Raw genomic sequence first — 22,604 nt, 5'->3', positions numbered from 1 at the left:
ATCTTTTAAATTTATACAATTCCAGATTAATGTATAAAACTAAAATGTTACCTAAATTATATAATATTCCCTCTTCATTTGCACAAATAATACAACTTAACTGTAAAATATAAAACTAAAATGGCTATTTAAAAAATATACACTTGTAAATATTTTTTACTTTCATATCAAAAAAATAAAACCTGTACATCAAAAGGTACACCTTATGGAACATATTTAAAGATTAAAAAGAAAAAATGAGTTTTATAAAACATACAAAATGTTAAACTCATAAGAACTAGCGATATCATGCGATTTTCTATGGTATTACTGTTTTTTTTTTCGCTATAAAATAAAAAGAAAAAGATTATCAGTTTAACAAAATATAGTTATTGTTAAAGTAAGTTTTACATATTGTAGCTTACAACAGAGTTTTAGGAGGTCAAGTTTTATGACGAAAGGGGGACGAAAACCTGGGGCAAATGAGCTAATTCGTTCAATAGAAAAAATTGAAGAAATGAAAGATTGGCTGTTGCAAAATTCCTCATATCGAAATTACTTTTTATTTTGGAATTAACACAGGTTTACGCATTAGTGACATTTTACGGTTGTGTGTAAAAGATGTTCGTGGAAAAGATGGCATGAAAATTAAAATGGAAAAAACAGATACAACGGTAGAAGTGTATTTCAATTCAGTCTTACAACAAGAAATTGCGAAATACACAAGCAATCGTGCTGATTCTGATTGGATTTTTCCAAGTCGTCAAGGGGATAAACCCATTACAAGACAAATGGTACATAATTTCTTGTATAAGGCGACCGAGGCTTGCGGTATTGATTCAGAACAATGGGGAACACATAGTATGCGAAAAACGTTTGGATATCACTATTATCAGAGAAAGAAAGATGTGTACTATTTGATGAAACTATTTGGCCATGCGACGCAAGGTCAAACTTTACAATACATTGGTGTCGAAGCTGATGAAATTCGTAAAACAATGGAGGATTTCACTTTATAAGAATCCAAAGGGGGAAACCAGAGTATGAAAGAGGGAAGATTAGAACAGGAAAGTAAATCCCGAAAGTACGAACGTATTTTTATCATCTCATTTCTTACCACGATAGTTCTTATTATTGGAAGTATAGTTGTTGTAGGGCATACAGGTTTTAAATACATAAAGTACTTGGCGGTAGCAATTATAGTCAGTATAAGTATTACTAATGATATACAAAAAAGATATAAGAAATATTCTAATTTAAGCAATAAAGAATAGGGGGGTATAGATGGAATGTGTAGAGTTTGAAATTCTAAAAAGTTATGAATCACCAACAGTTTATTTTTGCGAACATGAGATGAAAAATAGTTGTTTGATTGCAATTCCATCCTGGAATTGGAGTTTCTTAATAGATTACACGATTAATTTTATAGATGAAAAGCCTAGGTTAATGAAAGCATTGGAGAAGTATGTTTCTTATCATCTTGTGGAGAATGTTGCAGATGCATTTTATGACTACGCGTTTAGCCAATTCGATTAAGATTTTCATAAGGGGGAGCATAATGAATTTTAAAGGGGCGGTAAGTAGTATTTTAGTAATGGGATTACTATTTTCGGGATGTTCAGCAATTCAAAATTCAAATCCTGCAAAACAAACAAGTGGAACACAAGATATTGCACAAGTTATAGAGTTTCCATCAAATAAGTATCCGGAAACCGCGGCGCATATTAAAGATGCGATTGCAAGTGGCAAAACAGATATTTGTACAATTGATCGGGGTGGAGCCGCAGAAAGAAGAAAACAATCATTAGCAAATGTTCCAACGAAAAAAGGATATGATCGGGATGAATATCCTATGGACCTTTGTCGTGAAGGCGGAAAAGGTGCTGATATTAGGCATATAAAACCAGCTGATAATCGTGGCGCAGGCTCATATATAGGTAATAAAGTGGAGAAATTACCAGACGGGGCGCAGGTGAAAATTGTTGTAAAGTAAATTAGGAAATTGATTGCAATGGATATAATATTAAAGATCCCTAGTTACGGAATTAATTGTAACTAGGGATCTTTAATAAAAGTTTCGATCAACTTAATACATATGGATTTGTTTTTGACGGTTTAACTTTCCTTGCAAATTTAAATATTGAGGTTTTTCTTGTTTCTTCTCATCTATTACTATTTTTGAAACTTTATAATTTATATCGGAAAAAATAGCTATATGTTTGATCCCTTCTTCAAACTTTTGCATAACTTCCTCAACAAGTGATTTATTATAAATCGTAATAGAAACGGAAGGAATTCGCTTTATATTATCTTTATCTGCTTTTTCAACCCAAGGAGAATAAAGTGAAATGCTATGGTATGGGAATGTTTCAGTTGGTTTGTTTATTGATTTAATTCGACCATGAAGGCAAATGGGATGATCTGGAGATGTAGAAAGGTAGTCGAAAGCCTCCCTAAAATTCTCGGTATCATAAAAAAATTTATTCCAATCAATCTTTTTGTTATGAAATTTTAATACTACAAGATTACGTAATTCTCTGTCTTGATCTTCAAGTTGAGTACGTAACTGCATAATTTTTTTCATAGATGCAAGGTAAGAAGAAAGCTTCCCTTTATTTTCATAAACTTTTTGAGGATTCTTTTGTTTGGCACCTGTTGGTACTAAAACATCACTAGCTACAGCGCTGTTTTTCTTTTTGTGTAAAGCGTTTTTAATAACATGTAGTCTAAATTCATACTTTCCATTTTCTAAGCTAGTCATTAAGTCTTCTGCACTTCTTGCAATTACTTTAACTTGATCAGCAGTGTTGAATTGGCAAGTTTCAATATGTTTTTCTTTACCAGCTAAGCGAAGAAATGCTCTTACTTTTATTGTTTTGTCATTATATTTACGTTCGAACTCATCCACAAAACTAAGTTGTTTACGACAATTTTCATCAGTACAGTATAAATCAGTTTGTAAGGCTTCATTTTCTTGAATCTCATCAATCCCGACAATTCTATTTAAAAAGGGATGATAAGCACTAGACATTTTAATTCCCATTTTACACCCTCCTATATAAATTGAATGTTCTTTATTTTATAGTATCAAATATTTCAAGGAAGATAATGGGTTATTTTTAAAAACAGTTATTTTAGGGGTACGGAAACGATTCTGGGTATGAGGGGCCACTCTGGGGTTTAATTACAAATTAAAGAAAGAACTTTATTCAAGTTCTTTTAATCTACGATACAGAGCGGCCTGACTCACACCTGTAATCTGGCAGATTTCCTTAACAGTTTTATTGGTATGCTTCCTTAATTCAATCGCATGATTCATACCTGGGTGCTTGTCTGTATATTTCTTCAATCTTCCTCTATACACTCCTTTTTGTTTCGCTAACTTTATTCCCGCACGTTGTTTCTCCTTAATCATTTCTCGATCTAGTTCACTAAAGGCGGCCATGACGGTTAAAAAGAATTTTCCTGTTGGCGTTCTCGTATCTATTCCTAAATCTTATTGTTGAGATAAGAGAATTCTTTCCTTTATTTTTAAAATGATTTCATCAGGATTAATTTTTTTTGCTGATGGAACTCCTAAGATAAGAGAAGCACCCTCACTTGCATATACTTCTTCTCCATTTTCGTGAGAAACAACAAATAATCCTTGTCCTTCAAATTCAATATATATAATTTCTTTGATTTTTTTTACATTTGTTTGTATAGACCTATAGATTTTATATAAATCTTTACTACGGTTTTCTCCCCCCATACGTATAGGCTCTTGTTCGTTTGTAAAAATTAATCCCTCTGGGTTGTTTCTATTTAAAATAAACCATAATTTTTCATCTGTAGGCAATAAATATTCAGATAGATTTTTGGAGTCATTATTTATAATGTTTTGTTGTTGTATTTCATAAACATGGAAAAAAAATGTGGATATTTCTAAAGTTGAATTAGACGTAAAATTATGATTTTGATGAAGTTGCTTGCCATCTTTTAATAGAGTGCCTTTACTATTTTGATAATCTTTTAGTGCTATCTTTTCAGGTGATTCTTTAGAGTTATCAGTTGCTTGAGCAATTTTATTCATACTTATTAATGCAATACTAAAAAATACAACTAAAATTATAGTTCTCGTTATTTTTTTCATAAACTTATTTCCCTTCTTATTTTCATTTAATATTCTCTACTAATATCTTGAACTGTTTCATTCCACCAAAATCTATCGTTATTTTTAAATGATTCAAAGTTATGTTGATAATGATCTCCATACCAAGGATCCATATAAGTAATATAGTTCATATTATTTATACCTTTAAAATAACCATCTAACACAAGAAAATGACCAATATTCCCTCCATTTTTCCAGTTAATAAGTGTAATCATTGGCTTATTGCTATTAATTTGGCTTCTAAACCCATCATAAGAAAGAGTTCCCCTATTAATTGTTGAAGTTAAACCAAAATAATTAAGACCATTTTGTATTTCTCTAGAAGTAGCTGGATAATTGTATAAGCCACCTTTTACATATCCTACAAATTGCTGTTGTGTAGTTGGTTGCCCCAAATAGTTTAAAACAGATACTGAAGTACCTGCCCAACACCAATTAGACTGCTGTTGTTTAATATTAGGAACATTTAATTTAACAGTTGTTGTAGAATTAGGTGGATTTCCATTTATAAATGCCGAAGCAACATATGCTTTTTTACCGTTTTTAAAAAAATAAAACCAACGATTATCTATACTTCCAGTCCAATAATCCTTTAATCCCTCTCCATATTCCCAACCATTGAAGTAAACGGTTTGATTTCCTTGAAGAACATCTATTATATTTCCAGTTAAATTTTTATTATCGCGCACATTTACTCCGATGGGAGCAGTTACACCTGAAAATTCAACTTCCTCGGCAAACACATCATTGACATTAGAAAAATTCCACAGAGATAAAATAAATGCAACTATAATTAAAATTCTTTGTGCAAGCTTCATCTTCTCACATCCTCATATGGTATGTTTAAAACACTATTAAAACGAAAAATTAAGTTGTTTAACTTTTTAAAATTTCAAGTACACACTACTTTTTTATAACTCATGATGTAATACTCCTTTCATTTTATTTCTATACTATTTTAATTTATTCGAATATCCTTATAATACCTCTTGGAATTCTAATATGCAATAAATATGACACAATTAAAATCTAGTTTTGGAATGCTCTCTAGCTAATAAATAGGATCATAAAATGTGAGAAAGATAGTTAAACATGGCTGTTATAAGAAAATAGTAGATAGAAAAGGAATCAATCAATAATAAATCATAAAAATACCCCTAGAGAAATTTGCAGGCATTTTTTATAGATGAAGTATTCAAAATCATCCCTTCAACTCATTTTTTAGAAACATCCTTACGCCCTTTAATTTTAATATTCTGAATTCATTTTGGAAATAGACAATACTTTATAGATATGAATATGTAATTATTCATATCTATATAAATACTTTGAAAGTAATTGTATAATTAATTTTGTAATTATATTTTTTATTTTACTTATATTGAAGGGGGAAAATGTATGAAAAAAACTGTTATTACATTGCTTGCTGCAGGAACAATGTTAGGTGCGCCTTTTTCAACTGCATTTGCAGAAGAACAAGCATCCCAAAAAGAAGTAATGGATAAAATGGAAGTGCAACAAAAGAATTGGAATGAGGAACAAGGAAGTCCATCATTTCTTTCAGGTGAATTATCTGATAAAAAGGTAGAAACTCAAAAAGCAGTGAAAGAGTTTCTTGAAGAAAATAAAGAACTATTTAAGGTAAATCCACAAACGGATCTGACACTGAAAGAAGTGAAATCGGATGATTTAGGTATGAAACATTATGTTTATACAAGGTCTGTAAATAAGGTGCCTGTTGATGGTGCACAATTCATTGTTCATACAGATAAAGAGGGCAAGGTAAAAACAGTAAATGGAGATGTTCATCCGGCTGCTGCAGAAAGTTTAAAAGGTGATACAGAAGCAAAGATTACAAAAGAAACAGCGCTTTCAAATGCTTGGAAACATATTAAACTTACAAAAAATGATACATTAGTAAAAGTAGATGGAAACACATTAGACCAGGTAAAAGAAAACTTAGATTCTACAAATGAAAAAGCGGACTTAGTTGTATATGAAAAAGACGGAAAGTATTATCTAACGTTTAAAGTGCAACTGCAATTTATTAAACCTTATGGAGCTAACTGGCAAATTTATGTGAATGCAGAAGATGGATCAATCATAGATTCATATAATGCAGTTACAGACGCAGATAGCGCTCAAAAAGGATATGGATATGGAGTATTAGGGGATCGAAAAGAACTGAATACAACATTTGATAGTGTACAGAAAAAATACTATTTAAAAGACACAACAAAGCCTATGAATGGAGGCTATATTGAAACATTTACGGTAAATCATAGTGATGCAGATTATCCAGTTAACTATCGTCTACTGGATAATGATAATGCTTGGATAAATAAAGATCAAGGACCTGCGGTCGATGCTCATTATAATGCTGGAAAAGTCTATGACTACTATAAAAATATTCACAATCGTAACAGTTTTGATGGAAAAGGAAAAACAATTCGCTCTGGTGTAAATTATGGAGTAAATGTAAATAATGCATTTTGGAATGGGCAGCAAATGGTTTATGGAGATGGTGATGGGCGCATATTCTCTCCACTTTCAGGTTCCCTTGATGTTGTTGCGCATGAATTAACTCACGCTGTGACACAGTATTCAGCTGATCTTCGTTATGTAAATCAATCAGGTGCATTAAATGAATCTTTCTCTGATGTATTTGGATATTTTGTTGATCCAACAAATTGGGATTTAGGAGAAGCTGTATATACGCCTGGTATTTCTGGAGATGCACTTCGCAGTTTATCAAATCCTGAAAAATATGGCCAACCTTCTCATATGAGGGATTATCAATACCTTCCTGCAACTGAAGAAGGCGATAACGGTGGGGTACATATTAATAGTGGTATTCCGAATAAGGCTGCATATCTGACAATCAATGCTATTGGTAAAGAGAAAGCAGAAAAGATCTATTATCGCGCGTTAACAACATATTTAACACCAACAAGTGATTTTAAACAAGCTCGTACAGCTTTATTACAATCCGCAGCTGATTATGATGGCTATGGTAGTGCAACCTATAAAGCAGTAGAAAATGCTTGGAATCAAGTGGGCGTAAAGTAAATTAAAATTCGTTTATAATATTTTTATGTTTTTAACATTTAAATCATAAAAGGACCTATGTCTTGTTAATACAAGTAGGTCCTTTTATTGTATTAATTATATTTATTAAATGTTATAATATGTGTAAACGATAAATGGAGGTTATTATGAATCTTTCATCAAGTGTAAGCAATCAGGTACTAGATCAAACAATGATTTTGGTTGGACTGGAATCCAATTTAGCAATGATAGAATTTAACTTAGATACAGAGGTAATTTGGGTAAATGATCATTTTGCACAAGCTTTAGGTTATACAATCAGTGAAATGAAGAACATGGTACATAAACAATTTTGTCCCCATAGTTTTATAAATAGTAGAGAATATAATCAGTTATGGGAGAATTTAAAAAAGGGAATTAAGTTTCAAAAGAAAATTCAAAGAGTTGGTAAAAAAGGCGATTTAACTTGGTTTGAGGCTACCTATATTCCAATTAAAAATGAACAAGGGGTAGTAGATGCTGTACTAAAAATTGCAACGGATATTACAAATCGTGAAAATCAAACAAGAGAAGTTGTTTCACATTTAAAGAATTTATCTATAGATTTAGGAAGTAAAGTCGACATTAATTCTAAGGAAAATATGAAAGCGCTACAATCTTTAAAAGAACAGATTAACTTAGTAAGTGAAATTGCTCAAATGATTAAGGAAATTTCTTCCCAAACTAATATTTTATCTTTAAATGCAGCAATTGAAGCGGCAAGAGTAGGAGAACATGGACGTGGATTTGCAGTAGTAGCAGAAGAGGTAAGAAGATTGGCAAGTAATGTTGATGGTGCAATAAAAAAAATAAATTTAAATGTAGAGAGTATCACAAATGGTGTAACCATTGTTAGGAATGTGACTGAAAAATTACAAAGAGAAGTGATTAATAATCAAATTGAAATTAGTAATACTATGGAAAAGTTCGAAAATATTGTGGGGTGAATATAAGCATAAAGAACTATCTTTTGAAGTTAAGCTATAAATTATACATAAAAAAGAAAGGCATGTCTTACATGCCTTTCAAGTGATTACTATTTTCTAAAGTTTTAATAATTATGTTTAATAGTAAACTCGCTCTAATCGGATACGTAAATATTAAAATAGTAGGGATACCGCCCTAAATCCATTAACACTATTTTATGGTTTTCGTTTCTATTCACTTATAGTTTGGCTGTTACTGAATCCTACCTGATTAGAATTTTGCTTATATCCAAGGTTGCCTCGTGTGAAAATAAGGATAAGCAAAGCAATAAAGCCCAACCCTATCACTACAAATAAATCTGTATTCTTTAAAACAGGGTTGATGGAATGAGTTTGAGCCAGGCTAAACGTATTTACACTCGCATGAATCAACATAACAATAAATAAGTTACCGCGATGGCAGTTATAGGCCCAAGTAAGAATGATTGCGATTGGCAAGCACAGCAAAATAAAAATTGGTAAATGAATATATAGAATAGAAAGATCAGAACCCGGTCCTCCCCTTTGTGCAGCCGTTAAGAAATGTGGAAGGTGCCAAAAAGCCCACAAAACACTAAGGAGTAATGTAGCTTTTAACGGTCCAAACTTCGATTGTAATCGAGGCAAGGCAAAACCGCGCCATCCGATTTCCTCAGGAAAAGGTCCACCGAGAAAGAAAATAGCTATAAAAGAGAAGAAATAAGTTATAAAAAATTCAGAATTAATGCCACGGAAAGCAGGTATACCTCCAGTTAATATCACCATGCCTAGAAACATTACAGCAGGGATAACGATGAGAGTAAATAAGTACCACTTCCAACCGATTTTAGTAGATATGATGCTTTTTCTGATCTTTTTCCACGAATCTTTACCTTCAAGAGTTCGAAACATGATATACGCTGCTAACATAGGGCCTGCAAATGCATTGGCAAAAAAGAAAATATCAAACGTTTTTATTTTAGGTAAAATACCCCATTGAGATAGGATAAATGGAATTAATACAATCCAGGAGAATAAATATGCCATTACAAAAAATGAAGTTAATGGATAGGATTCTAAATACCCTCTCAGACCTGTTAATGAGTTTTTTAATTTTGTTAAATATTTCAGCATAATCACCTCTTCAATTATAAAATACTGCGATATGTGCTAATTCTACATGTTTTTATACAGAACCTTTTTTCTATAGTAAAGTTAAGTTTTTAAGAAAGGAGCTATACTTTACTATAGAAAAATAGAAATTTTTATAATAATTTCATTCATTTCTTTATCTACCTTGAACACTTTCAGAACGTATGTAATTTGTTTGCTTTTTAACTCTTTGTAAAATGAAATCCTAAGATAATCAGATATATAAGTGGCAAGTTTTTACCTTGTAAAAATCTATTGATTTTATATGAAATTTTTATATACTAAAAGTGAGTTTCTAACTGTAATTAGGCAACATAGTAATCTATTATATGTATGGAAAAAGAGATCGGAATATCCGATCTCTTTTTCGTATAAGGGTTAAGATTAGTTGCTACTCCAACTCATATTTATTTTATGTCTAAGAATAAGAAAATTCAATCTCATCACTTATTTCTCAATATATTTCGGTAGTTTCCATATTAAAAAATTCCTACCATTAAAGTAGGAATTTTTAGAAAATGAATGAAATTTACACAAAAATCGAGTCTCGCCCACTCAACCTTTTTATGTTATAAGAAACGTCATTATTTGTCAAAAAGCATTTGCTATAGAATAACAAATGCTTTTTGTTGAACTTGAATTGAACACTTTCAGAAAGTATTTATATTGTTTGCCTTTTTCTCTTGAAAAAATGTACCCTCAATCACTAATTTTATCATAAGATATAGAAAATGTAGCGTTTTAATATCAAAAAACGCATTGGTTTTATATGGATTCTTTCTTTATAATAATGAAAGGTAGCTCCCGAATGCAGATAGGCTCTCATGCAAGAAAAGCAAGAGAGCCTATCTACATAAAAAAGGACAATTTATTTGGTGTAAGGGGTTTAATGACAGCTTGTTACTACAACCCGTTTTTATTTTAAAACAATTAATCAGAAAATTCAATCTAAATTCTTCTCAATATGGCTTTTCATATTTTTGAATTATAATATAATTAATTCTTTTTATTTCTATATCTGTCTCTTATCTTTCTGTTATGAATCCTTATTGAATTAAGGATTCTTTTTTTACTATCATTTTTTGATCTAATCGATATTTTCCCATTGCTTCATAAATTAAAAGGTCTAATTTTTGACTAAAATCAATTACTTTTTGATGGCTAAATCCATATTTTTTACAAGATAGCTCAATTCTTTTTTTTGATCTTCAATCATGTCATGTAGCGTTCTAATATCCACTTTCCCCGTTAAACTCCTTTATGTAGAATCTTGATAAAAAATGTACCCCAAAAATTGCAAACAAAAAACAAGGCTGAAACCAACCTTGCCCTAAAGGAAAAAAACTTAACTTTTATATATAGAGTACATTATGTATGTAAATTTTTGAAGTGGGATATATTCAAAAAGGATAAAAGCGCTATAATTGTAAAGTTTTTTGTATTGTTTTTGTTTTATAAAGAAACAGTCGAAATCGCTTGTTTATAAAGGAACTGTTGCTTTCCATTGCTGAAAACTAATACCGAAAATTTATCAACAGCGATAATTTTTCCAGGTACTCTGACACCGTTTATTAGAAAAATCGTCACATCTTTCTTTTCTTCTATTAACGTTTCATAAAACTTCTCTTGTGTATACATCATTTTAATGGTTGCAACTCCTCTCCTTTTTGGGAACTGTTCATAGCTTCTAAGAATACATATTCTTTTACGGTTAGCTCAACCGTTGGGCAATATTCAACCTTCGATAATTCGTGAAATAGAGAAAGGTTTTTGTGTAGTTTTTGAATCATTTCATCTAGAGTGATGTCTCCTACACCATACTCGATTACTGGATTAAAAAATACGTCTATATCTATTAAACTTGGTTCAATTTGGGAAACAATTTCTTGTACTTTTGGCAAAATAATTGTTTCATAACGTTGTTTGAATAGTTCTAAGTCTTCTGGTGCGGGTTCATTTTCACATAGCTTTTTGAAAGATAGTACACGAATATCATTTTGTAATGAATCAATACGCTCATCATAAAAAGCCTTGTCGAACCCTTCTTTGTCAGCAACATCATAATGAAGTTCTGTTTGTGATCTACGCTTTTTCTTATAAGAATCCATGAGGATTTTCTCTTTTGCATTAAACATCATGATAAAAACAGTACGTTCTAAATTCATGATTTGGTTTGCTACGCTTAATGTTTCATCTAACACTTTTGCGCGTTCTTCTTCATTTAACTTTTTTATAGAGGATGGAACAAGGTTTTTGACATTCTCAAATGACTCTGAATTTATAATGTGTTGAAGAGAAAATTGAGCGACCTCTGGTAAACAAGGATCAGTTGTTTTGTCTAAGAGTAACAAATCTTTAATCGTTCGCACTGTATTTTTGATCTCTTTTTGAGCTTGGCGAACTTTTTCTATGCTTCTTTCCATGTATTCTGGTTGTTTAAGACGATTGAAAATGTATTCTCTTCTTTCTTCAAAATGTTGCTGTAAAAGTGACATAGTTGTTTCCTCCTCTATTTTCTGAATTAATTTAAAATTCCTCTTATATTGTATCATTAAAGTTTATGAATTGGGGACGATAGCAAGGTTTATTTGCAAAGACAAGGTTTGAAATTGCATATCAGACAATCAACGATACATATTCTTTACCAAAGCAATTACCAAAGTGGATATCAACCTTATAACCAAAGAATCTATCATGATAGCACTATCAAAAGAAATCTCTGATTATCACATGTTTTTAGGGCATTTTGAGTTTTGTTTATAGTAGGAGAAATGGAATGAGAAAAAGGAGGGAGAACAATGAACAATTCTTATGAGATTATTGGCAATCAAATTAAATACTATTTGAGGGATGATCCAACGAGAGGATGGAACAACATACCTAGTCCGCAATTTCGAAATATGAAAGAAATTACAGAATGGTGCGGAAGTTCAACAAACGAAATTATGTGTGGGTGGGATGCACTTAATCAAAATGCAATGAGTACAACGGATACAACAGATTTCCTATATAGGTGGATTAGTTAGTATGTGACAGAACCATTAGACAGTACAGCACAAGAAATACGAAAGTTACCAGATGAACTTGCAAGTTTCATAACAAATGTACCTGTTGATACATTTGAACTCATTAAGAATACCTCTCATATGGTGTTAGATTGTATATACTTTGTATTAAACTGGATACCCAATTTGTTAACGATATTCTTTTTTTAGGAGGGAAAACATGCTGAATCGAAAAGAAATTATTTCTTTTCAAGCCTTTATGGACCAATCGTATAAGAAGAAAAAGAAAACAAAAATATATAGTATTGGCCCTATTAGTCCGTTCACATTTTTTCATATGTCATCACCGCTCGTTCATACGTATGTAGCCCTGGGAATAGTTGGCAGCCTTACAATTGGAGCTGTTTTATTAGAGAAATACTTAGTACGAAATGATTATGTTTTTGCATCCAATCTCCTTTCTAATAGCCTATATTATGGTGTAAGAATTGGAGGCATTGGGTTAATTGGGTATGTATTTATTCGCATTTTACTTATGTTGTAAGGAGGGTGAACAATGAAAAGGTGGTTAAAGAAGAAAAAATATAAATATCAGTTAGAAGAAGTATTTAAGAAAGCAAGGCTATACGATGAACATATTACACGAGGTGGAAAGGTCCCCATTTATCCTACGATTCATGATGTTTACGAAGGGAGAGAAAGTGTACGGTACACTTTTACATTGCCAAATGGCGTTGATCCAGCCCAAATTCATAAGAAATGGTTTTGTTTTCAACAAATACTAGGCGAAAATCTTATGATGGAAGGCGATATTAAAAAGTTCGTACTCCATGTATTTCATTCTAATGCGAGCTTACAGCCTTACGATTACAGTTATAAACAATGGCAACCATTATTGAAACAATATCGTCTTCCTGTGGTAGTAGGGCGGGATCAATTCGGAAATGCGATTGTGTATGATATGGTTGATTCAAATACACCTCATTTACTCATTGCGGGAGAAACAGGAAGTGGAAAAAGTAGTATGGTGCGTGTAATTTTAGCGACATTAATCCAACATATGTCACCAAATCATTTACATTTATACCTGGGAGACTTAAAAAATTCAGAGTTTCATTTTTTAAGAAGAGTGAAGCACGTGAAGTATGTTTGCATGGAAGAACATGAAATGACAACTATGTTATCAAAATTATGGAAAGAGGTATTGCATAGAAGAAAGCTAATGGAGGAATATGAGCTGGGTCATATTGATGAATTCAATCAAATAACAAAAGATAAACCTTTACCCTATATTTTTATTGCTATTGATGAAGTAGCGATGCTACAGGACGAAAAGGAATGTATCACCATAATAGAAAAAATATCAGCTGTCGGCAGATCGCTTGGTATCTTTCTTATGCTCAGTATGCAACGTCCAGATGCAAAAATACTTGATGGTAAGTTAAAGCTCAATTTGACGGTAAGAATGGGCTTTAAATGTGCGGATTTAATTAATAGTAACATTGTGGGGACGCCTGGATCAGAAAATTTAAGTCAATCGGGCCAAATGGTTTTAAAATTAGATGGTTTAAAAAAGGTGCAAGCGCCTTTTTTGGCATTGGACCAGGCAAAAGAAATCATAGAACCGTATCGTTTATCTAAAGAACAAAGTGTAAAGAAGGAAGAACAAGAGCATCAAGAAGATAAAGTCTTTGGGGTGTTAGATGATGTTAACGAATAGAGATAAACAAATTATAGGCCATTTACAGCAATTTAGATGTATGTCGCGTGATGATATTATTGACCTTCATTTTAGAAACGTGAAAAATGCAGTAACATGCTGTAATACTGTTACAAAGCGGTTAAGCCGCGAAGGATATATTGATGTAGATACATCACAACGTCCATACGTGTATTTCTCCTATCCAAATACCATTCGTAAAGGAAGCCAAAAGATATGTCACTTTTTAGCGATTGTGGATGTATATAAGCAGTTATTACGAACCGAAAGACCGAAAATTTTTCAAGTAGAACCTAAATACAAAAAAGGTTATATGGAACCCGATATATTTACCATTTGGCGTAAAAGCCCATTTTTTATAGAAGTCCAAAACTCCATTTATAATAAGGCTACGATCCAAACGAAAATAAAACGTTACGAATCGTATTATCGTAGCATGGAATGGAAAAAAGAATCCTGGCAACCGAAACATAATATGGTATTTCCCTCACTTTTAATCCTTACTGACCTCAAATATCCAATCTCTAGTTCTAATTTCCGTATTTTTCAAGCGCCCTCTATTCAACATTTTCTTGCACAAGTACAGCAACCTAAAGACATTTCGGTTCAAGTAGGTTCAGTCAAAGTAAAATTATGAAAGCACAAGATACTGTTTCTTGTGCTTTTTACATATCCCAAAAGTCATTGATTTTGGCGTAAGGATCAATTTTTCTAATAGCATTTAATAGTTTTTTCATGATTTCAGGTTTTGGGATATAATTTGTATCTCTACATGCTTTACTGATGGTTTGAACAGAAACCTTTGACTTTTTGGCTAGTTCCTGTTGTTCGATTCCTTGCCGATCTAACCATTTTTTTAATTTAGTTCTATTTTTGCGGAAAAACATTTATTTCACTCTCCTGTCCTTATTTTTTTATTTACAATTATGGACAGGAAGTTAAATTCATATACAATTCAATTCAACTTAAATTTAAGTAAAATACAAGAGAACGAGATTCATAAAGTATTTACACGAACGATTTATTGATAATTTCACTTGGAATGAGGTATACATACAATGCAAAGATTTGACTTACGCATCATACAACAAATCTTTGCAAAGCACTTTCCAAAGAAATTTAACTTAATCTGTATCTAGAGAACATGCAAAAGGACTATTTTGTTTTACTCGCATAAGATAAATAATTGAAAAATGGATAAATTGAAAAGCTGTGGGGCATATTACGTTTTGAACATTAACTCAAAATTGTTATTGGAGTGGAAAAAATGACAGGTTTATTGGTTGTATTGGCTTGTACAATGATATTTTATCTTTTAACACAAATTCTTACTCCATCATCTACTTATAATCCCAATAATGATTCACAACGGGCAAAATGCTCTAACAAATTAGAAAAGCGAGTATATGATGCATTGCGCTTTAAAGGTTATTATCCAACTGTACAATATAAAGTACCTAATAAACGTTTTAAGTTAGATTTTGCGTTTTTTTCTCCGAATGGTTTAAAAATAGATGTAGAAATTGATGGGCCTTTTCATCGGACACCAGAAGGAATCAAACGAGACAGTAGACGGGATAAATACATGAAAACAAACGGATGGAAGGTAATTCGTATTACTGACATTGCATTAAATAATGGGTTTGAAAAACAAATACTTTTGTTGGTGGCAAAATTAAATGAATTAGGAATAGAACCTTCTACAAAATCAGAGCTTGTTTTGTTAGAAGAAAAATAAAGACGTATGATGAAATTATCATACGTCTTTATTTTTTGAAAAGAGCCTAGACCAGAATCCTTGCTTTTGCTCGTGGGTGGCGTCTATAAGTTTTTGTGATTCTAGCATTTTATCAAAATTTTATTTAAGAGTATATCAATGCTATAGCACAAGGTGAATGCGTGGTTATTAGAGAATAAACTAAAGTAATGGGAAGACAGAAAAAAGATACTCTAAGAATTAACAGAGTAATTAAATGGAATTAGGGATCCCTATAACAAAGATCAAAATTAACGGGTGCTATAGTATTGATACAGGTATGCTGAGTAGCTAAAGCGAAGACTAATAGAAAATAATACGGAGCGCCATGGGATTCCCTTGCGAGTATTAAGCAGGAATTGAGAGATAAAAAAACTTACTTGCAAGTGGGATTAAAAGTGTACAATGAGTATTAAGGATTAGTAAAATGATACTGTGGTAAGAGTGTAGCGATACTATAATGGAGGTGGTTGAATGGAGAACAGAGATGATGTTGTAAGTGAAGTATATTTAAAAACAATAGATGTCTCCCGTATCACCAATCTAGCAGAAAGTACAATCAGAAAATATAGCTTAGAACTCGAAAAACAAGGCTATGAGTTTAATAAAGATGGGGATACAAGGCTGTATCATGCTGATGATGTAACAGTTTTTAATACTTTGAAAGAGATTAGAGAAAAAACTAAGGTTTCATTGAATCACGCTGTTAGCGTGTTGATGACGCAGCACTCCCGTGCGACACAGGGTGTAGCGCGTTCGGAGGTTGCTGTGACAAGGGTTCAAAGTGAAGAGGAGCGATACGCGCTACAATCCATATCAAGCGAAATCAGGAACTTCCTAGAAGATATCAAGACTGAATTTATAGGTTTTCGAAAAGAACTTGAAATTGAACGTCAAAGCAATGATTTATTTAAACAAGAGCTTGAAGCGGAGCGTGAAAAAAATCAGGAATTAGAAAAGAAACTTGATCTTATTATGACGGAATTAGAAAAACTCAATGCCAAAGCTGATATTTCTAACCAAGAACCCAAAAGGAAGAAGCTATTTGGGATATTTTAAGTTTATACAAAACAAAAAGAGTTGCTCTCATACAGGCAACTCTTTTTGTTTTAGAAATCAGGATCTTCTAAATCGTCTTCATCTAATGAACCTGTAATGTTGGTATTAGTGATTAATTGTCCCATTTGGCCTACATCTTTTAATAAATCGCCTGCCAGAGAATTATGGGTATTTTCATCGCTTTGCATAAGAACAGCAGATACAGGAGCCACCTGGAGATCTGAAATGGTTTGTGTAATATATTTTATAGCGTTCATCATTTGTTCTTGGTTTTTTGAGACTTTTAGAAGTTCTTTTTTTGCATCAAAGGGCTCTTTTTGTGTTAAGTCTTGTTCAACTAATTGAATAATATAAGTTGCAAGCTTTTTTGAGCGGGCTTTTTGCTCAAGGTGATTATAAACTTCTTCGCTCATGTGATCTGTTCGAAGCCCAAACACTGTTTGTTTCTCGGTCTTTTTAGTACGTCCCATAATGCGGCTCCTCCTTTCTGACTATACTTATTTCTCTGTTTTTTGCAGCATTTCACCGCGACTTTTTACTTCAAGACCATATAAATTTAATTTACGTGAATCTGGTAAGAAAATATGATTTGCTTGAGCGATTTCAGCTCCATACATTTCTTCAATGACTTCATGAATGCTAGTTTCTAGTATTGGGGCAACACCACCGAAATAAACATATTTATAAACTTTATCAGCTGGTGCAGGCATTACATCTTGGATTTTTAAAATTAGAAACTTAGCAAACTCTTTTAAGGAAGAGCGAATTTTTTCCGTTAAATCTACGCGCTGACCAGTGTTTCCGTCAACTAATTCCATTTTGGGTTTTTGGAAATTGTTCACTATAAATGTTTCAAATGAACGTAAATCAGAGAATTTTTCTAAGAACTTTTCTTTTCTTAATTTTTCAATATGAGATAGATAAGATAATTTGTCTATCGGTTGCATTGAATCACGGTTCTTAGGTGATTTTAAACCGGCTGGTGATAATACTAGATCAATCGTTCCGCCACCAATATCAACAAGTACTGTATCGTTGTTATCGAATTGTCTTGCTTCTTCACGATCTTCTAATTCGAAATTCTTTTTAATTGCTAAACGTGCAATTTCTCCTTCGATACGACAAGTTGCCTTTTCTACAGTTATTTTTAATGTTTTTTCCATTCCTGGTGTATGTATTGTAACTTCATGCTCTCCAGCAAATCGTTCCGCCATTGCATTTTGCGCTTCACTAAATTTAGCTGTTCGTTTTAGTAACCATATAGGTAACATTGTTTGGAAATATTCAATTTCAACTGTGTTGTCATCTGATTCACGAGTTTCATTAATAGCATGATAGAAAGAAACAGCTGATAAGAACATTACGTAAGGGATAGGACTTGTAATTTTATCATGGAGTTTATTGACATGATTGTTAGCTAATGCATGTTTTCCAGCTTCGTCGCCAACTAAGAAGAATCGTTCAGTGTCTTCTCCTGGGATTGTTGTTGAAATAAGTAGGCGAGATAATAATTCTTTAGGATTAGTAATGGTTGCTACAAAATGTGAATCAGCTTCGTCTTTACTGATTTCTACAACGTTTGTAGGAGTTTCGATATAGAAACCATCAATTAAGTTCATATCAAGTGAGTTACCAGAATCCTTATTCATCATAGTAATTTTCATTAACTATTCACTCCTTTAGTTATCTTGTTAACAAGATAACATTTTTTTAGCATTATTGGAAGTGTATTTTTGAAATAAGTTAACAAATAAAAATAATAATAAATACCGTAAATATGAGGTTTTATTATTATTTTTATTTTTAAATATCAATTAAAGTTAACAATAAATTTATTGTTAACTTTAATTGATATTTATGAGTTTTTTACAATGTATTTGTATCTTTTCTTTTTTTCGGTAGAAAATTTCCCTTATACAATGAGGTGATAAGGCTTCTAACCACAAAAACTACGGAGATAGTCAATAAATTAGAGTTTGATAGAACTCTTTACTTAGGAATCCCTCGTTCTAAACGAAGTTAAAGTTAAGGTAGTTCAATTTATCATTAATTTAATAGGATTTGTATGTGGTTTTACACGCTTTTTGACAACCCTCTATTTTCTAATTGATAAAATAGAATCCAAATATTACTAAAATTTAAATAAATATTTATAAAAATTCAAAATATTAACAAATCTTACAAAAGTGATATATTTAATGTGTAACTTATAAAGTACTTAAGGGGGATTAATTATGTTTAAGAAAGTGATAGTAAGTACCTTAGCAACAGGTTTATTATTCTCGGTTAGTGGAAATGCATTTGCTGAATCGCTAGATTATGATTCAGTGAAGTATGAAATCAACGCTGCAGTTAAGGCATCGGAATTTAAAGATATAGCAAAGATGCCTATAGATATGAAAAAGGTAACTTCCACCGATCCCTATAATTTAGATAAAAAGAAGGGTAGAGTACATAAAGGCTTTGATTTTGCAGCACCACAAGGAACAAGAATAGATGCAATTCAATCTGGTAAAGTAGTTTTTGCTGATTTTGGAAGCAAAAATAATGGGTTTACTGATTATGGTAATGTAGTAGTTATTGAACATACCCATAATAAAAAGAAACTTTATACCTTATATGCCCATATGAGTAAGATATCAGTGAAAAAAGGTGACACAGTAGAAGCAAGTCAAAAGATAGGGGAAGTTGGTAAAACGGGAGAAGCGACAGGGAATCACCTTCATTTGGAGGTAAGGACAGATACACTTCATGGTGAACGTGTAGATCCAACTAAATATTTACCATCATTTAAAAAATAATAATATGTAAAACTTTTAGGCTAGTAGTCCTTGTATGGAATAGCTTAAAAAAGCCCTGTTTTTGCTTGCAACAGGGCTTTTTTATTTACATAATTCTCGTTCTCGGAAGTTCTTTTTTTATATTATCAAATTTAACCAGTTCCTAGAGTCGATCTCCATGAAATTTTGATTGAATATAGTACATTTCTCCATATTCAGAACTTAAAAAACCAACATTTTGCTTATCTAAGTTTACAATGTCCTTGAACATATTAGGGACAGCGCAATCCCAATTTATTTCGCAATTTTTGTAAGGATAATTGTTGCTATTAGGATTTGATGTGTGAATATACACTGCATCTTGTCCAGCATCGTGTACCTGGATACATATCCAAGATTGATATGGCTTATCTAATGTTTCGAGTTCTGTTAATAAGTTGTTATAAAGAGTTATATGTGCTTTTATATGTTCTCTTCTAAATTTTAGACGATTATTACCAAATCCCCAAAAATCAAGATGAGTAGGCCAAAAATCGAACCAGGCCTTATTATCAAGTAAAATATTACAAGTATGTACGTTTGTTTTTTTCCATAATTGACGAAAATAGCGTTTCTTTCCTCGAAATTTCTTCAAAGTTTTTCTCCTAAATTCTAAATTTTTTTAATTATATCATTTAGAAGAAGCCGTATGTTGGGTTTTTTTATCTGTATATAGTATTCATGTAAGGTTAACATAACGCATCATTATCGGTAGCAATAGTAAAGAAAGAACCCTTATTTTTATGGGGTTCTTTTTTCTTTTCTAGCAAAATGGATATGCATGATTTTATACATGGTTGATATACCGGTGATTTTAGGGATCCTTGCTATTCTTTTTTTGCATAAAATCTTGTATAAATAAAAAAGTTTTTCATGTTAGTATCGAGAAGTAATACATATCGGTGGTAAAATCGGAATGTATTTCGAAATTAAATCGTTTTTAAAATCGGTTTTTATATCGGTTGCAAGTGTATTCCGATTTTGATTGAAATATTGATTTAATCGTGTTTTATGAGTAAAAAAACGTATTCCGCTTTTGGGGGAGGAATGAAAATTGGAACTAAAATCGGAAATGCATACACCGAAAATTATTGCGGATCTTTTAGGGGTCACAACCGATTTGTTAAAAGTATGGTCGAACGAATTTAATATACAAACGGAGCGAAGCCAGGGAGGGCATCGCAGATACTCAAAGGAAAATATAGAAGAATTAAAAGCAATAAAAGGGGTCCCGTCAGGAAAATGCGGATTTACAACGCTAAGCCTATTTTCCTGACGATTCCCCCATTTTTACAACGTTAAGAAAGTTTTAATGGTCTTAAAGAATCTAACGAGACCACTTTCTCCGAATTAAAATGATATTCTCTTAGTAGATTAATATGTTCCCAACCTAGAGGCGACATATGGTGTAATAATTTTTCATTAAAACTACCAGACTGTTTTTGATATTCAACTGCTTTAGTTAGATGTAAGGTATTCCAAATACTAATAGCATTGATGATTATGTTTAAAGCACTGGCTCTTTGCAATTGATGTTGTATAGTCCGTTCCCTAAGCTCACCTTGTTTTCCGAAGAAAATAGCTCTTGCTAATCCGTTCATGGCTTCTCCTTTATTTAATCCCCTTTGTATTTTTCTTCTTAATGATTCATCCGATATATAATTCAAAATAAAAATTGTTTTTTCTATTCGACCCATCTCACGTAAGGCTATAGCCAAGCTGTTTTGTCTTGAATAAGATCCTAGTTTCCCCATAATAAGGGATGCTGAAACTGTTCCTTCTCTTATTGAGTGAGCTAATCGCAAAACATCCTCATAATTTTCTTTAATGACCTTTGTATTTATTTGTCCACGTAAAATGGCTTCTAATTTTGGATACTCACTTGCTTTATCTATTGTAAATAATTTTGAGTCTGCTAAATCTCTTATTGTCACTTTTGGAGTTATTTTGCGCTTGTTTTAAGTAATATTTTGCATTATAAGTAAATATAAAAACGCTATCATCATATAAAACGATAGCGTTTTTATTTACTTGATTCCGATTACTAAACTATCTCGTGCGGCTTCAACAACTTCTGTTGTTATTGTTTCAAGCTTATTAATTTCGAGTATTCTTTCAATTTGAGTGAACAGTCTCTGTATGAGCCTAAAGTTCCCTCCAGTAATCTTTATTATACTAGTTATTGCCTCATAATCGGAAAAGTCCTCAAGCTTTATAGAAAGTCCTAACTCTCTCCATTTATATTCCAAAATATGATGGGTTTCATCTTTACTAAGTTTATCAAATTCATGGGCAAATCCAATTCTAGAGTAGAGTTGAGGGTATCGAGCTAATCGCTTTTCAATGCCAGGCATTCCAATTAATATCATCGCTACGTTGTTTTGATCATAAATATCCCTAAGTTGTTCTAAACTTTGCAGTTTTAATCGGTCAATTTCATCGACAATGATTAAATCTATATCTTTATAGGAATCTGAATAATATTCTTCTTCGCCCGTAGTATGTAGTTTATACATCGCCTTTGACATATTTATTCTAAATCCTAAAGTATTGATATTGTCAGTCATTTTAGTAGCTCGTACTGCTGGAGCTGTATAAAAAATTGTGTTTGCCTCAAGAATTGCTCCATCCGTTTTTAAAGGAATTTCATCTGCTTTTTTATAAGCTATTTGTTTTTCAATGGAATCCCAATTTGCATAATACCTTGAGGACAATGTTTTTCCTACACCCGGTAATCCATAACAAATGCCTATATATTTATATTTGATACATGCATCACAAAACTCGACAAATCGCTTATATTCTTTTGTTTCAATAAATTTTTGACCTTTATTCATTGAAATACCTCTTTAACTTTGACTTTGACTTTTTGGTAGGTTCATTTATTTTGTTCTCTAGATCCTTTTTCTTTGACAAGGCAATTTCTTCTA

The 22,604-nt window shown here is 31.9% G+C and carries 24 protein-coding genes and 6 pseudogenes; 16 read left to right on the top strand and 14 right to left on the bottom strand.

What is annotated here, in order from left to right; genetic code table 11:
• The first annotated feature begins 430 nt into the window (after positions 1-430).
• Genes NZ044_RS30520 through NZ044_RS30500 form a run of 5 tightly spaced genes read left to right on the top strand, consistent with a single transcriptional unit; the run spans position 431 to position 1,972 of the window.
• Positions 431-556 (top strand): hypothetical protein, encoded by a 126-nt coding sequence (locus NZ044_RS30520; protein ID WP_000160190.1) that lies wholly within the window; start codon positions 431-433, stop codon positions 554-556.
• Between the two features lie 31 nt (positions 557-587).
• The gene (locus tag NZ044_RS30515; protein WP_002028802.1) at positions 588-998 is read left to right on the top strand and encodes a tyrosine-type recombinase/integrase; all 411 of its coding nucleotides are present in this window, start codon (positions 588-590) and stop codon (positions 996-998) included.
• A 24-nt stretch (positions 999-1,022) separates the two neighbouring features.
• Positions 1,023-1,253 (top strand): hypothetical protein, encoded by a 231-nt coding sequence (locus NZ044_RS30510; RefSeq protein WP_000658017.1) that lies wholly within the window; start codon positions 1,023-1,025, stop codon positions 1,251-1,253.
• Between the two features lie 10 nt (positions 1,254-1,263).
• The gene (locus NZ044_RS30505) at positions 1,264-1,515 is read left to right on the top strand and encodes a YueH family protein (RefSeq protein WP_000389052.1); all 252 of its coding nucleotides are present in this window, start codon (positions 1,264-1,266) and stop codon (positions 1,513-1,515) included.
• 22 nt (positions 1,516-1,537) lie between these two features.
• The gene (locus tag NZ044_RS30500) at positions 1,538-1,972 is read left to right on the top strand and encodes a NucA/NucB deoxyribonuclease domain-containing protein (RefSeq protein ID WP_001009563.1); all 435 of its coding nucleotides are present in this window, start codon (positions 1,538-1,540) and stop codon (positions 1,970-1,972) included.
• Between the two features lie 93 nt (positions 1,973-2,065).
• Here NZ044_RS30500 and NZ044_RS30495 read toward each other — a convergent pair whose 3' ends face one another.
• From NZ044_RS30495 to NZ044_RS30480, 4 genes and pseudogenes are all read right to left on the bottom strand, one after another.
• Positions 2,066-3,022 carry a hypothetical protein gene (locus tag NZ044_RS30495; protein WP_000511678.1) on the bottom strand — a complete coding sequence of 319 codons (957 nt, stop codon included), beginning with the start codon at positions 3,020-3,022 and terminating at the stop codon, positions 2,066-2,068.
• A gap of 162 nt (positions 3,023-3,184) precedes the next feature.
• Positions 3,185-3,475, bottom strand: a pseudogene (locus NZ044_RS30490) (recombinase family protein); the annotation flags it as partial.
• On the bottom strand, positions 3,476-4,111 hold the full coding sequence (locus tag NZ044_RS30485; protein WP_340950335.1) for a hypothetical protein: 636 nt from the start codon (positions 4,109-4,111) through the stop codon (positions 3,476-3,478).
• Positions 4,112-4,137: 26 nt separating this feature from the next.
• Positions 4,138-4,950, bottom strand: coding sequence for a papain-like cysteine protease family protein (locus tag NZ044_RS30480; RefSeq protein ID WP_000761920.1), 813 nt, complete (start codon positions 4,948-4,950; stop codon positions 4,138-4,140).
• A 580-nt stretch (positions 4,951-5,530) separates the two neighbouring features.
• Between NZ044_RS30480 and NZ044_RS30475 the strand changes: the two genes are divergently transcribed.
• The 3 genes and pseudogenes from NZ044_RS30475 (at position 5,531) to NZ044_RS30965 (ending at position 8,166) form a co-directional block, all read left to right on the top strand.
• A complete protein-coding gene (locus NZ044_RS30475; protein WP_000754399.1) occupies positions 5,531-7,201 on the top strand; it encodes a M4 family metallopeptidase in 1,671 nt (556 codons plus the stop codon).
• Positions 7,202-7,335: 134 nt separating this feature from the next.
• Positions 7,336-7,740: pseudogene (locus NZ044_RS30970) on the top strand (PAS domain-containing protein); the annotation flags it as partial.
• Positions 7,723-8,166: a methyl-accepting chemotaxis protein gene (locus NZ044_RS30965; protein WP_372586867.1), complete on the top strand. Its 444-nt coding sequence runs from the start codon at positions 7,723-7,725 to the stop codon at positions 8,164-8,166. The pseudogene NZ044_RS30970 and the gene NZ044_RS30965, both read left to right, overlap by 18 nt.
• Before the next feature lie 210 nt (positions 8,167-8,376).
• Here the strand turns inward: NZ044_RS30965 and NZ044_RS30465 are convergent, their stop codons facing one another.
• The 4 genes and pseudogenes from NZ044_RS30465 to NZ044_RS30450 form a co-directional block, all read right to left on the bottom strand.
• Entirely contained in the window at positions 8,377-9,297 is a 921-nt protein-coding gene (locus tag NZ044_RS30465) for a CPBP family intramembrane glutamic endopeptidase (protein WP_000922411.1), read from the bottom strand.
• Between the two features lie 1,064 nt (positions 9,298-10,361).
• A pseudogene (locus tag NZ044_RS30460) lies at positions 10,362-10,531 on the bottom strand (aspartyl-phosphate phosphatase Spo0E family protein).
• A 236-nt stretch (positions 10,532-10,767) separates the two neighbouring features.
• Positions 10,768-10,956, bottom strand: a complete 189-nt coding sequence (hfq, locus tag NZ044_RS30455) for an RNA chaperone Hfq (protein WP_000990400.1) — start codon at positions 10,954-10,956, stop codon at positions 10,768-10,770.
• Positions 10,953-11,810, bottom strand: a complete 858-nt coding sequence (locus NZ044_RS30450) for a hypothetical protein (RefSeq protein WP_000055177.1) — start codon at positions 11,808-11,810, stop codon at positions 10,953-10,955. Before NZ044_RS30450 ends, hfq begins: the two co-directional genes overlap by 4 nt.
• A gap of 303 nt (positions 11,811-12,113) precedes the next feature.
• Here NZ044_RS30450 and NZ044_RS30445 point away from each other — a divergent pair.
• The 4 genes and pseudogenes from NZ044_RS30445 to NZ044_RS30430 all read left to right on the top strand — a co-directional run bounded on the left by NZ044_RS30445 (position 12,114) and on the right by NZ044_RS30430 (position 14,677).
• Positions 12,114-12,530, top strand: a pseudogene (locus tag NZ044_RS30445) (hypothetical protein).
• A gap of 10 nt (positions 12,531-12,540) precedes the next feature.
• Positions 12,541-12,864, top strand: coding sequence for a hypothetical protein (locus NZ044_RS30440; protein WP_000934651.1), 324 nt, complete (start codon positions 12,541-12,543; stop codon positions 12,862-12,864).
• Between the two features lie 12 nt (positions 12,865-12,876).
• Positions 12,877-14,040 (top strand): FtsK/SpoIIIE domain-containing protein, encoded by a 1,164-nt coding sequence (locus NZ044_RS30435; protein WP_000832924.1) that lies wholly within the window; start codon positions 12,877-12,879, stop codon positions 14,038-14,040.
• On the top strand, positions 14,024-14,677 hold the full coding sequence (locus tag NZ044_RS30430; RefSeq protein ID WP_002081758.1) for a replication-relaxation family protein: 654 nt from the start codon (positions 14,024-14,026) through the stop codon (positions 14,675-14,677). The genes NZ044_RS30435 and NZ044_RS30430 overlap by 17 nt, the downstream gene beginning before the upstream one ends.
• 28 nt (positions 14,678-14,705) lie before the next feature.
• Here the strand turns inward: NZ044_RS30430 and NZ044_RS30425 are convergent, their stop codons facing one another.
• Positions 14,706-14,927: a helix-turn-helix domain-containing protein gene (locus NZ044_RS30425; protein WP_000466110.1), complete on the bottom strand. Its 222-nt coding sequence runs from the start codon at positions 14,925-14,927 to the stop codon at positions 14,706-14,708.
• Positions 14,928-15,307: 380 nt separating this feature from the next.
• Here NZ044_RS30425 and NZ044_RS30420 point away from each other — a divergent pair, with 380 nt between their 5' ends.
• The gene (locus NZ044_RS30420) at positions 15,308-15,778 is read left to right on the top strand and encodes an endonuclease domain-containing protein (RefSeq protein ID WP_340950332.1); all 471 of its coding nucleotides are present in this window, start codon (positions 15,308-15,310) and stop codon (positions 15,776-15,778) included.
• A 492-nt stretch (positions 15,779-16,270) separates the two neighbouring features.
• Positions 16,271-16,855 (top strand): hypothetical protein, encoded by a 585-nt coding sequence (locus NZ044_RS30415; RefSeq protein ID WP_050224827.1) that lies wholly within the window; start codon positions 16,271-16,273, stop codon positions 16,853-16,855.
• Between the two features lie 50 nt (positions 16,856-16,905).
• On the opposite strand, the gene NZ044_RS30410 is transcribed toward NZ044_RS30415, so the two are convergent.
• On the bottom strand, positions 16,906-17,325 hold the full coding sequence (locus tag NZ044_RS30410) for a hypothetical protein (RefSeq protein WP_340950331.1): 420 nt from the start codon (positions 17,323-17,325) through the stop codon (positions 16,906-16,908).
• Between the two features lie 27 nt (positions 17,326-17,352).
• A complete protein-coding gene (locus tag NZ044_RS30405) occupies positions 17,353-18,519 on the bottom strand; it encodes a ParM/StbA family protein (protein WP_000705234.1) in 1,167 nt (388 codons plus the stop codon).
• Between the two features lie 570 nt (positions 18,520-19,089).
• Here NZ044_RS30405 and NZ044_RS30400 point away from each other — a divergent pair.
• Positions 19,090-19,656, top strand: a complete 567-nt coding sequence (locus tag NZ044_RS30400) for a M23 family metallopeptidase (RefSeq protein ID WP_340950330.1) — start codon at positions 19,090-19,092, stop codon at positions 19,654-19,656.
• A 142-nt stretch (positions 19,657-19,798) separates the two neighbouring features.
• On the opposite strand, the gene NZ044_RS30395 is transcribed toward NZ044_RS30400, so the two are convergent.
• The gene (locus NZ044_RS30395) at positions 19,799-20,269 is read right to left on the bottom strand and encodes a hypothetical protein (protein ID WP_340950329.1); all 471 of its coding nucleotides are present in this window, start codon (positions 20,267-20,269) and stop codon (positions 19,799-19,801) included.
• Positions 20,270-20,728: 459 nt separating this feature from the next.
• Between NZ044_RS30395 and NZ044_RS30390 the strand changes: the two are divergent.
• Positions 20,729-20,899: pseudogene (locus NZ044_RS30390) on the top strand (MerR family transcriptional regulator); the annotation flags it as partial.
• A 73-nt stretch (positions 20,900-20,972) separates the two neighbouring features.
• On the opposite strand, the pseudogene NZ044_RS30385 reads toward NZ044_RS30390, so the two are convergent.
• Both NZ044_RS30385 and NZ044_RS30380 read right to left on the bottom strand, forming a co-directional pair.
• Positions 20,973-21,602 (bottom strand): annotated as a pseudogene (locus NZ044_RS30385) (Tn3 family transposase); the annotation flags it as partial.
• A 99-nt stretch (positions 21,603-21,701) separates the two neighbouring features.
• Entirely contained in the window at positions 21,702-22,511 is an 810-nt protein-coding gene (locus tag NZ044_RS30380) for an AAA family ATPase (RefSeq protein ID WP_340950327.1), read from the bottom strand.
• Positions 22,512-22,604: the final 93 nt, after the last annotated feature.

The sequence above is a fragment of the Bacillus sp. FSL K6-1338 genome (assembly GCF_038006965.1).
GTDB lineage: Bacteria > Bacillota > Bacilli > Bacillales > Bacillaceae_G > Bacillus_A > Bacillus_A thuringiensis_S.
Note: the sequence above shows the minus strand (reverse complement) of the source record. Positions and strands in the feature narration are given on the sequence as shown.